The following is a 10,482-nucleotide window of genomic DNA, read 5'->3' as shown; positions in this document are numbered from 1 at the left end:
GTTCTCTACGATGAGGGCGAAACGACGTTCCGCCGACAGTTCCGCGCGGCCGGCCGTGTGTGGCGTGATGAAGACGTCGTCCCGGTCCCACAGGGGATGGCCGGCCGGAAGGGGTTCGGGATCCGTGACATCGAGCAGAGCTGCCCCGATCTTGCCAGAATCCAGTCCTTCCAGCAGGGCTTCCGTATCGACCACGGCCCCGCGGGCGATGTTCACCAGCCAGGCACCGCTCTTCATCTGGTCGATCGTCCGGCGGTCGATCATGCCGCGCGTCTCATCCGTCAGCGGCACGGCGAGCACCACGATGTCCGCCTGCGGCAGCAATCGGTCGAGGTCGGCCGCGGTACCCAGCTCGTCGATGTAGGGTGGGGCGGGACGCGCCGTCCGAACCGTGCCGAGGACCCGCATGTTGAACGCGTGAGCGCGGATCGCGATCTCCGTACCGATTCCACCCACGCCCACGACCAGCATCGTGTGGCCCTGCAGGGCGCTCAGAGCGCTTCCCGGTCCACGCGACCACTCCCCTCGGCGATCGGCGTCGAGGTAGTAGGGCAGGTTCCGGGTCAGGGTGAGCAGCATGGCGAACACGTGCTCGGCGATCACCGGTCCGTACATGCCCTTCATGTTGGTGAGCACCACCTCCTGCCTCGACATCAGCTCCGGAATCGTGATGTACCGGTCGACTCCGGCGCTCCAGGACTGAGCCCACCTCAGGTTCGGCGACGCCTCGAGGAACTCCGACGTCAGCAGGTCCGCGTCGACGCCGTGCGCCCTGTCGGCATACTCCATCGCAGAGGCGCGATCGAGATTGCGTATGATCCTGACGTCGGGCGCGACCGCGCGAATCGAGGCGAGCATCTCCTCCGACATTCCGGACGAGAGATAGACGAGCTCTGCGGGGAGGTCGGCGGCCGGGATCGCCGGGACCGCATTCCGGTCCGATCCAAGCGGGATCTCGTTGCGGAAGTCTTCCTGCGCAGTCCCGGGTGCGGGCCGCGATAGCGCCGCGACGGCCGCCACGAGACAGGCGATCCTGAACGGAATCATCCTCGAGCTTTTCACAGGGGCTTCTCCCCGGTTGAGGTCAGGCGACGGGATTCTGCGCTTCCTGCTGCACAGAGGCCGGTCAACGGGCTGGCGTCGGACCGGCATCCGGGGCGTTGCCGCTCCCGGGCGTCCAATCGAGATATGTGGCCTCGGTGCCCCGGTCCGACAGTACGATCACCGCGCGCAGACCATCGGTGACGTACGGGTCACCCGTCAAGTTGGTCCGGGGCGACGCTGGAAGCGACGGACCCACCCCTCCGACGTACCCGACCCGCGAAATACGATGGGCTGCCCGCAGATTGTCGACCACGAAGTCCCGGGCCTCGTCTACCTCCGGGTCGATCTTGTGGGTGGTCAGATTCCAGGTCTTCGGCGTGAACCTGACGCCGATGTCGCGGCTGATCTGTCCGATCCACACCTGCTGGCCAGCCAGAGCCCGGTCGGTCCGCCACAGCCGCAGATGGATGCGCTCGTTGATCACGGCGCGCGCCCTCTGCAGCGCCAGATCCTGCATCGCGCCGTCGTGATACAGCGAGCTGACCGGCGAATACCGATACTCGGAGTCGAAGAGGAAGGCCTTCGCCATCTTGATGCTGGTGGAGACGGTAATCGCCTCCGCCGGATCCCAGCGACCGCCGAACGCCCGCCGGACGGTGTCGGCGTCGCCCACCACGACGAGGTTCAGGGGATCCCCTTCGACGTTGCCTCGCTTGTTGGTCGTGGCTCGCGGCTGGGTCTCGAGCCATGCCAGCAGCTTCGTCTCCGTTGTTTCCTCGAGCTTGCGGCCGGCGGAAGTGTCATCCGCTTCGGCGCGAACGTCGAGACCGGGCACCTCGAGCGAGAAGTCGAAATCCAGCGTGCGTCGTCCCGCCATGACCTTCATCGCGACCCGCTTGGTGCCTTCATCCAGCGTGGTGAACACGAATCCCGCCCGCTCGGCGCCCGACGGGATGAGTCCGATCGGCAGGCCGTGTTCCTTGAAGTACGCGTTCATGCGCCGGTTGGCCCGGTAGGCGCTGATCACCTTGAAGGGAATCAGCGGAAGGAGTGGCAGGAAGACCCAAGCAAGAACTCCGAAACTCAGCAGGCGCTTCCCGGCGGAAAAGTGGCTCACGAAGGCCGCCTCGAGCGGTGTGAAATAGGCGGGGTCGATACTGAAGAGATCGAGCCGGATCGGCATGTCGGTGCCGTTCTCGAGGCGGACCCAGACGGGCTGAACCCCCTTCCGGGCGAGCCGCACTCCGAAGAAGCGATGGCTCTCCCGGTCGCTCATCGCCGCGACCGTCACGCCGACACCCCCGGCTCGTCGGGTCTCCGACCGGTCGAGGTGCGAGCGCTCATCCGGATCAGGAAGATAGGGAACCGTCAGCCAACGCCTCGGCCGCAGCAGATCGCTTCGCATGGGTCACCTGATTCGAGGGCGCCACACCATGGGACTCACCCGCCAATATAGGGAAGTGGTGTGCCGCAGGGAGATCCACGGTACGCAGGGGGCAGTCAGGCGGTGGCGCCTCCCGGCTCCGCGGTAGAGATTGGCAGCAGCTCACCGGGTGGTGATGGGCGTACGGTTTCCCCGGTCCCGATCACGGCGCTGAAGATGCTCCACGACCACAGCACGGGTCGTTTCGCCTTCGGGCTGGCCTCCCGGCCCGCCCCACGAAGCCGGAACGTGTGGATCCCCCGATCCTCGATGAACCCGGCGAGAGTCGCCGCCACCATCGTGTGGGCTGCCGCCCTGCTCGGACTGGCTCGCGCGGCCGGGGCCCAGACCGCTTCCGACGAGCTGGGGACGTGGCTCGTGGTCGAGGGAACCAACCACGTCACCGACCGCTGGACGGTGTACACGGAGGGGCAGCTGCGTCTCTACGAGATCGCGGCGGATGCCGAGGCGGCCCTGGTGCGGGTGGCGCCACAGTACGCGTTCAACCCCACGGCCCAGCTCGGATTGGGATACACCTACAAGTGGTCCTGGCCCTTCGAGGACGGGGGCGGAGCGGACGGCACCGAGCCCGACGAAACCGAGAATCGACTCCACGAGCAGCTCACCCTGAGGCAGGCGTGGGGCCCGACGGCGCTGGAGCACCGGTACCGCGCCGAGCAGCGCTGGCAGACGCAGGACGGTGAGACCACCTATTCGAACCGGGTTCGGTATCGCTTCCGGGCCACCGTGCCCCTGAACGGTCCCCTGGACCGGGCCGGCACCTTCTTCATCAACTCCTCGGACGAGATCTTCGTCGACGTTTCGGGCACGCTCAGCTTCAACCAGAACCGGCTGTCGATCGGGGCGGGATACAGGCTCGGAGATCATTCCGACCTCCAGCTGGGCTACGTGTACCAGTCCAAACCGGATGCGAACTACCAGCGACTCCAGGTCCACTTCACCTACGGTCGCCCATTCCACGGGTTCTTCGCGCAGAGATTCTAGCGATGCCACTCCGCTTGGAGTGTGGGACGGGTACCACAGGTGCCACTGCGCGGCCGACAGGATTCTGCCGGGAACGTCGTCTCGCACGTCTTTCCGGGCATGCCGGGGTCGCGAATCGGTTGATTTGACGGGCTGATTCTTCTGCTCAGCCAGCAATAGCCCTCGCGGGCCCGCCTGGACCTCACGATCCGGCACATCGCTTGCCTCCACCACACCCGGGTTCGAGCCGGACATCGTCAGACAACAACCGTGGAGGCCTCTTCTTGCCGTCGATCAACGGGCCGGGAGTCGAAGCAACGCCACCTGCCGGCCAGCCAGCCGGCGGAGCCGTGCACCCCCCGAGACCCCTGCTGACCCGATCCTCGCTCAGCGGGCCGGAGAAGCTGCTGCTCGCCCTCGTGCGGGCCGACAGCAGGAGCCGGGTGACCGGAACGCATGTGGCGCCGCTTGAAGACAGGGCCTTCCGGTCCGTCTTCGGTTCCGTGGTCACCGGCCACGGAGTCATCGGTCTTGCTCTGACCGCCCTGCGGCGGTGTGAGGGGTTCAGAAGTCTGAATCCCGAGACTCGAGACGAGCTCATGGCGCCGCTGCGTCCCTTTGCCCTCCAGGCGGCTCTCTGGGACGCCGAGCGTGACCGCCTGCTGCGCGTGCTCCACGAGCACTCGCTGATTCCGGTTGTGCTCAAGGGCGGGGCGCTTCGGCTCACCGTGTACGAGGATCCGGTTGAGAGGCTCTCCGGGGACCTGGACCTGCTCGTTTCCGCCCACCGGCTGCGGGACGGTCTCGAGGCCCTGGCCGAGGCGGGCTACACGGACCACTGGAGCGATGAGGCTCGCCTCGAACACCTTCGGTACGGCTATCACCTGTCGCTGTCACACGCGAGCGGGTTCGAGGTCGAGCTGCACTGGGATCTGGCTCCGCGCGGCGAAGGGTTTCACTTCGACCCCGCGGCCTTCCTGAACCGCTCCGTCCTTCGCGAGCGCAGTGGGAGCGTCCCTGTCCGGGTTCCCTCACCCGAGCACATGGTTCTTCACCTCGCAGATCAGAACCGCGAGGACTCCTTCTCGAAGTTGAAGAGACTGGTCGACATCGATCGGGTGATCCGGGCCTGCGATCCGGCGGACTTCGATTGGGATGATCTCGTGACCGAGGCTCGGCACGGAGGACACGCTACCGTGCTCGCCCTGTGCCTGCAGCTCGCCGGCCGCCTGCTGGATACCCCAGTGCCGCCCAGTGTCGACCGGAGCCTGAAGGCATCGCCTGTCGCTCGCGCCCATCTGTCCCTGCTGAATCCGGAGGCATTCCTCGTCACACAGCAGGCGCATCGCTCCACGGTCGCGAAGCGAGCCCTTCACCTCTGGCTCATCTCGGGTTGGCGCAGGAGAGCTCGCTGGGCGCGGCGGGTGATCGATGGGAGGACCAACCCGATGGCGCACGTCTACTCGGCGCGTCGCGGACGGGTGATCAGCCTCTCGCTGCAGGCGCGCGGCAAGAGACTCTTCGCGCTCGCCAAGATGGTGGCGTACCACGGCCTCCTGTACACGGCCGCGCTTGGCCAGCGCCTCGGAGGCACCGCACGCCGAAGGCCCTTCTGGTCGGGCGCCCATCGCTCGACCCGCAAGCGTCTCGGTTCAAGTCTGCTCAAGAAAGGAGTCCCGTGGACTTCCCCGGCAAACACTACCTCCTGAGCCTGTTCCGACATCGGAAGGGTCTTCTCTTCCGGTTTCTGGCCACGACCGTGGCGTCGTCGCTGCTGTCGATGGCGGCGATCCTGCTCATTCGGGAGTTCCTGGAAGGCGTGCTCGGGCAGGGAGGCGGCCTGGCCGGAACCGTAGCGCAGACCTTCGGTCCGGTCACGGCGCTCTGGGTCGTCGCCGTGATGCTCATCGTGACGTACGTGGCGAGCAGCCTGGTGACGTTCGACAACCAGGTCACTCAGCAGCGCATCGTGAAGGTGCTCGAGCTCGGAATGATGGAGCGGCTGATTCGCCACATCCTCGGACTTTCCGTTCCCTACTTCGACCGGCAGAGCCACGGCGACATCATCCAGGCGATCCGCATCGATGTATCGCAGCTGCGCACGACCGTCCTGGCCATGGCGCGTCTCGTCCTCAACTCCTGCATGGCGGTCGCCCTGTTCGCCGCCGCACTCATGCTGAGCGTCCGGCTCACGCTCTGGTCTCTCGTGGTCCTTCCGCTGGCGGTGATTCCAATCGTTCTGACGGCCCGGCGGATCCTGGCCAAGTCTTTCGCGGTCCGGCGGACCGGCTACGTGCTGTACGACGTGATCCTGCAGCTGCTGCAGGGCATACGGATCATCAAGATCTTCCAGGCCGAGGAAGCCGAGGCCCGTGCGGCGATCGAAAGAGGCAGGGCGTACTTCGACCGCCTGATCGAGATGGTACGCGTACGATCGCTCGCCCAGGTGTACCTCGGCTCGCTATCGGGACTGGGCATCGTGGTCGTGATCGTGGTCGGCGGATTCGACGTGATGCACGGCCGAATGGAATGGCCCTCACTGCTCGCCTTCCTGATGGCGCTGCGCTCGATCCACGGTCCGCTCAACGTCGTGAACTCGACGTACGTGACGGTGAAGAACAACGCCGCCGCGGTGCAGCGGATCGGCGAAATCCTGGCTGAGCGACCCGAAGTGGTCGAGTCTCCGGATGCTCGCCCGCTCGAGGGCTCCCCGCGCACGATCGCGTTCCGGGACGTCTCCTTCCGGTACGACGACGAGGTGGTCCTCGATTCCGTCTCCTTCGAGGCCAGCGCCGGCGAGACCATCGGGATCGTCGGCCCTTCGGGCGCCGGGAAGACCACGATCCTCAACCTGATCGCCCGTTTCTACGATGCATCGTCCGGCCGCGTTCTCATGGACGGGCACGACGTCCGCGATCTGCGTCTGTCCGACGTGTATGACCGCATCGCCGTCGTCACCCAGGAGCCTTTCCTGTTTTCCGCCACGGTGGCGGAGAACATCGCCTTCGGCCGAAAGAGCTCGACGCGGGAGGATGTCGTCGCGGCGGCCGTGGCGGCGGGAATCGACGCGGAGATCCGCGAGCTGCCCGCGGGCTACGACACGCAGATCGGCGTGGGTGGACACGGCCTTTCCGGGGGGCAGGCCCAGCGAATCTCCATCGCCCGGGCGCTCCTGAAGGACGCGCCGATTCTCCTGCTGGACGAAGCGACGTCCAGCCTCGATTCGATCTCCGAGGCGAGGGTGCAGAAGGCCATCGATCGCCTGATGGAGGGACGAACCACGTTCATCGTGGCGCACCGGCTGTCCACGCTTCGCAACGCCGGTCGGTTGCTCGTGCTCGACTCCGGACGCCTCGTCGGCTGTGGCAGCCACGAGGAACTGCTCGCCACCTGTCCCCTGTACGGACGTCTCTGGTCGGCCCAGCAGGTGTCCCTGCCCGCCGCCGAGGCTCTGGCTCGCCTTCCGGGTGACGACGCCCGGGTCCCCATCGAGGCCGTACGGTGAGGAGGGGCTCATGAGACTCGTATTCGTGAACGAGGTGTTCTGGCCCGCGATCGGTGGGATCGAGGTGTTGAGCCACCGGGTCCTGGTCGCCCTGCAGAGTCGAGGATACGAAACGACCGTGATCACTTCGTTCGCCGGGGAGGATCTTCCCGAGCGCGACGAGGTGGATGGCATCCAGGTATACCGCCTGCCGTTCCGTCGGGCGCTCGCCGAGCGGGATCTCGAGGGGATCGTCCGGTGCCGGAGCGAGCTCACGCGCCTGAAGGCCGAGCTTCGACCGGACGTCATACAGCTCAACTTCTCCGGACCGAGCGGGTACTTCCTGCTCGCCACGGAATCCCCTGAAGATCCTCCCGTGGTCATGGCGGTCCGTCACTCGCTGGATGAGGGCGTCTCGGGAGACTCGCTCGTCGGTCGTCTGCTGACGAACGCCGCCTGGGTGACGGGGAACTCCATGTCGACTCTCCGGGGGGCTCGGCGAGTCGCTCCGGAGATCGAACCGCGTTCCTCGGTCATCTTCAATGCCGTCCAGACCACGGCCGCGCCACCGAAATCCCTGTCGTTCGATCCGCCGGAAATCGTCTGCCTCGGCCGGATCGTCTACCAGAAGGGCTTTCACGTCGCCCTCGAGGCGTTCCAGCACATTCACCGGCGCTTTCCTCGGGCGCGTCTCACGATCGCGGGGGACGGCCCGGAACGTGAGGCCCTGAGGCAGCAGGCATCGAGACTGGGCGTCGAGAAGGCGATCCGCTTCACGGGGTGGGTACGTCCGGAAGATGTGCCGTCCGTTCTGGAAGGAGCCTCCATCGTATTGATGCCGTCGCGCGAGGAGTCGTTCGGTCTCGTGGCGCTGGAGGCCGGCCTCATGTCCCGCCCGGTCGTGGCCTCCCGGGTGGGCGGCTTACCGGAAGTCGTCGATCACGGCCGAACGGGCCTGACGGTGCCGGTCGATGATGCGACCGCCATGTCCGACGCCGTCGTGCGACTTCTGGAGGACCCGAGCCTGGCCCGACGGATGGGAGAGGCTGCGCGGGCGAGGGGGCTGAAGGTCTTCGGCTTCGAGCGTTACGTGGACCAGTACGATGCCCTCTACCGGAAGCTGGCCGGTCACGGGCATGAGCAGAGAAGGGCGGGCTGACGTGAGAATCGTGATCACGGGTGCGGCCGGCCGGATCGGACGGCAGATGGTGCGCGAGCTCCGGCGGGATCACGAGCTCGTGCTGCTGGACCGACGTGCCCCCGGGGGATCCGGGATCATTCGCACCGATCTCGGGCTGTCGGGGTCGGGCCGACGGCTGGGCGGGCTGCCGGGAATCTTCCCGTGGGAGCACCACCTGCACGGTGCGCACGCCATCCTGCACCTCGCCGGGAACCCGAGTCCACGGGCTTCGCTCTCCCAAGCCATGCGCGGCAACGTCGATACGACCTGGAACCTGCTGGAGGCCGCCGAGCGCCACGGTGTGCCCCGCGTGGTTCTGGCGAGCTCGTGGAGAGCGGCCCGGCGACAGCTCGAGGCGTGCATGCACGCCGCGCAGACGATTCCCGATCCGGTCGCGGCGAGTCCTCTGTCCCCTTATGGCCTGTCGAAGGCGGCGGCCGAGGAGGCGGGGCGCATGGCCGTGCGCGCAGGGCGTGTGAGCACCTTCGTGGCGGTGCGGATCGGCTCCGTCACCTGGAAGCCTCCTCGTCCTCCCGAAGATCCGCTGCGCCGTGGCTGTGCCATCGGGGTCGCGGACCTGCGGTCGCTGTTGCGACTCACTCTCGAGCGCGATCTGGAGGGCTTTCACCTGATCTACGGCATCTCGCCGACACGAGACGCCGTCACCGATCTGATGGCCACACGGCGGCTGCTGGACTGGTCGCCCGTGGACGTTCCCGATGACCGGCACACCCCGTGCCGGGTCCAACACACTGCTTGAACAGGAGAACCCCATGAATCCGATCACTCAACCGGTCACCGAATCCCCGGTCCATGCCGATCAGCGGCTGGACGTACGGTCCGGTGACGTCGCCGCCAAGGAGATCGACGGGGAAGTCCTCGTCATGAATGTCTCGAACGGCATGTACTACAGCCTCACGGGCGTGGGTGCGGCCGCCTGGCGGCTTCTGGCAGACGGCAAGAGCATACGGCAGGTCGCTGGCGCCCTCGCTGACGGTTGGGGCGTGGATGCGTCGCGTACGCTCGACGACGTCATGGGGCTGGCCATCCGCCTCGTCGACGAGGGGCTCGTATCCGTAGAGACGACCTCCTCCTCCGATGAAGCGACCTCGATTCCCTCTGCCGAGACGTCGATTCCCTACGCGGCGCCGGAGCTGAATTCGTATTCGGACATGGCCGACCTGCTCGCGCTCGATCCGCCCATGCCCAGCCTGGCCGAGACCAGCTTCATTCCGCCGGAAGAGGCATAGATCGATGACGAGAAGCCCTTTGCACCGGTCCGAGCCGCGAGGTGCAGCGCCGGCGGCCGACGAACGCGCGGCCCAGGTGTTCGGAAGACTGCGCTACACCTTCGAGACCGGCCTCGAGGACCACGGGATTCCCTCGTACGAGGGGGCGTACCGGCTCGCCGGGCGACTCGTTCGGGTGCGTGTGCTCGGTGAGGAGCTGGCCCGCCGCGCCCACAGGCCGATCGCACACCTCGGCGTACCCATTCCTGCGGGGTCGAATGGTCGCTGGATCGAGCCTCCGGAGCTCTCGATCGATCTCTGGGACGAGTCCGCCGTGGGGCTCGCCTGCGCCGGCTGCGTGGCTCATGAAGATCTGACGCTGCAGGCCCGCGTGACGGCCTCGCATGAAGGACGTTTCGTTGCGGAGGAAAGGGCGCAGATCGTGACGGCCTTCGATCGCGCGGCCGGCCGGATCGTCGGCTGGGTGGGCGACGCGCGTCGTCTCACTCGCTACGAAATGGGACGCCCCCTTCACTCGCAGCTTCTTCTGTGGCATCGAGACCGGGGGGTGCAGGCGGTGCATTCTGGCCTCGTGGCTCGCGGTGGAAGCGGGGTGCTGTTCGGAGGGCCGGGAGGGTCGGGAAAGTCCACGGTCTCACTGACGTGTCTCGGCGCGGGTCTCGACTATCTGGCCGATGACTACGTGGGCCTCGAGCCGGACGGTAAGGGCGGCTATCGGGGCTACAGTCTCTATTCGTCCACCGCCGTCGACCCGTCCCACATGCGTCGCTGCTTCCCCGACCTCGTCCGGCACGAGATCCCGGGCGAGCTGCCGCACGAGGACAAGAGTCTCGTCCTTCTGTCGGAGCTGTTTCCGGATCAGCTGCCCCCGGTGGCTCAGGTGCGAGCCATCGCGCTGCCCCGGGTCACCGACCGGGTGGATACCATGATCCGACCGGCGAGCACGTTCGACGCCCTGCTGCGGCTCGCGCCCAGCTCACTGATGGCCCTGCCCAACTCGAATTCGGGGGCCGTGGGACTGGATGTGCTGACCGATTTCGTATCGTCCGTTCCGACGTTCTGGCTCGAACTGGGGCGCGATCTTCGGCAGATCCCGGACGCCGTGTGCGGAATCCTC

General features: G+C 66.8%; 8 protein-coding genes and 1 pseudogene. 7 read left to right on the top strand and 2 right to left on the bottom strand.

Annotation, left to right across the window (positions count from 1 at the left end; genetic code table 11):
- Together AC36XV_RS08810 and AC36XV_RS08805 are read right to left on the bottom strand one after the other, a co-directional pair.
- A partial coding sequence (locus AC36XV_RS08810; RefSeq protein ID WP_492203314.1) for a D-2-hydroxyacid dehydrogenase occupies positions 1-1,062 on the bottom strand: 1,062 nt, incomplete at its 3' end.
- A gap of 64 nt (positions 1,063-1,126) precedes the next feature.
- The gene (locus AC36XV_RS08805; RefSeq protein ID WP_492203313.1) at positions 1,127-2,449 is read right to left on the bottom strand and encodes an LssY C-terminal domain-containing protein; all 1,323 of its coding nucleotides are present in this window, start codon (positions 2,447-2,449) and stop codon (positions 1,127-1,129) included.
- A gap of 288 nt (positions 2,450-2,737) precedes the next feature.
- On the opposite strand from AC36XV_RS08805, the gene AC36XV_RS08800 reads away from it, so the two are divergent.
- From AC36XV_RS08800 to AC36XV_RS08770, 7 genes and pseudogenes are all read left to right on the top strand, one after another.
- Positions 2,738-3,472, top strand: a complete 735-nt coding sequence (locus AC36XV_RS08800; RefSeq protein WP_492203312.1) for a DUF2490 domain-containing protein — start codon at positions 2,738-2,740, stop codon at positions 3,470-3,472.
- Between the two features lie 329 nt (positions 3,473-3,801).
- The gene (locus AC36XV_RS08795) at positions 3,802-5,160 is read left to right on the top strand and encodes a nucleotidyltransferase domain-containing protein (RefSeq protein WP_492203311.1); all 1,359 of its coding nucleotides are present in this window, start codon (positions 3,802-3,804) and stop codon (positions 5,158-5,160) included.
- The gene (locus tag AC36XV_RS08790; protein ID WP_492203310.1) at positions 5,130-6,956 is read left to right on the top strand and encodes an ABC transporter ATP-binding protein; all 1,827 of its coding nucleotides are present in this window, start codon (positions 5,130-5,132) and stop codon (positions 6,954-6,956) included. Before AC36XV_RS08795 ends, AC36XV_RS08790 begins: the two co-directional genes overlap by 31 nt.
- A 10-nt stretch (positions 6,957-6,966) precedes the next feature.
- Positions 6,967-8,094 carry a glycosyltransferase family 4 protein gene (locus tag AC36XV_RS08785; RefSeq protein WP_492203309.1) on the top strand — a complete coding sequence of 376 codons (1,128 nt, stop codon included), beginning with the start codon at positions 6,967-6,969 and terminating at the stop codon, positions 8,092-8,094.
- Between the two features lies 1 nt (position 8,095).
- Positions 8,096-8,875 (top strand): NAD-dependent epimerase/dehydratase family protein, encoded by a 780-nt coding sequence (locus AC36XV_RS08780; RefSeq protein WP_492203308.1) that lies wholly within the window; start codon positions 8,096-8,098, stop codon positions 8,873-8,875.
- Between the two features lie 13 nt (positions 8,876-8,888).
- Positions 8,889-9,365: a PqqD family protein gene (locus AC36XV_RS08775; protein ID WP_492203307.1), complete on the top strand. Its 477-nt coding sequence runs from the start codon at positions 8,889-8,891 to the stop codon at positions 9,363-9,365.
- A gap of 4 nt (positions 9,366-9,369) precedes the next feature.
- Positions 9,370-10,482 (top strand): annotated as a pseudogene (locus tag AC36XV_RS08770) (hypothetical protein); the annotation flags it as partial.

Source organism: Candidatus Benthicola sp., from assembly GCF_058719085.1.
Note: the sequence above shows the minus strand (reverse complement) of the source record. Positions and strands in the feature narration are given on the sequence as shown.

What these genes read in the sequence shown, in the direction of transcription:
- AC36XV_RS08800 (WP_492203312.1), top strand. Translation starts at nt 2,738, where the DNA reads ATGAACCCGGCGAGAGTCGCCGCCACCATCGTGTGGGCTGCCGCCCTG.
- AC36XV_RS08775 (WP_492203307.1), top strand. Translation starts at nt 8,889, where the DNA reads ATGAATCCGATCACTCAACCGGTCACCGAATCCCCGGTCCATGCCGAT.
- AC36XV_RS08785 (WP_492203309.1), top strand. Translation starts at nt 6,967, where the DNA reads ATGAGACTCGTATTCGTGAACGAGGTGTTCTGGCCCGCGATCGGTGGG.
- AC36XV_RS08805 (WP_492203313.1), bottom strand. Translation starts at nt 2,449, where the DNA reads ATGCGAAGCGATCTGCTGCGGCCGAGGCGTTGGCTGACGGTTCCCTAT.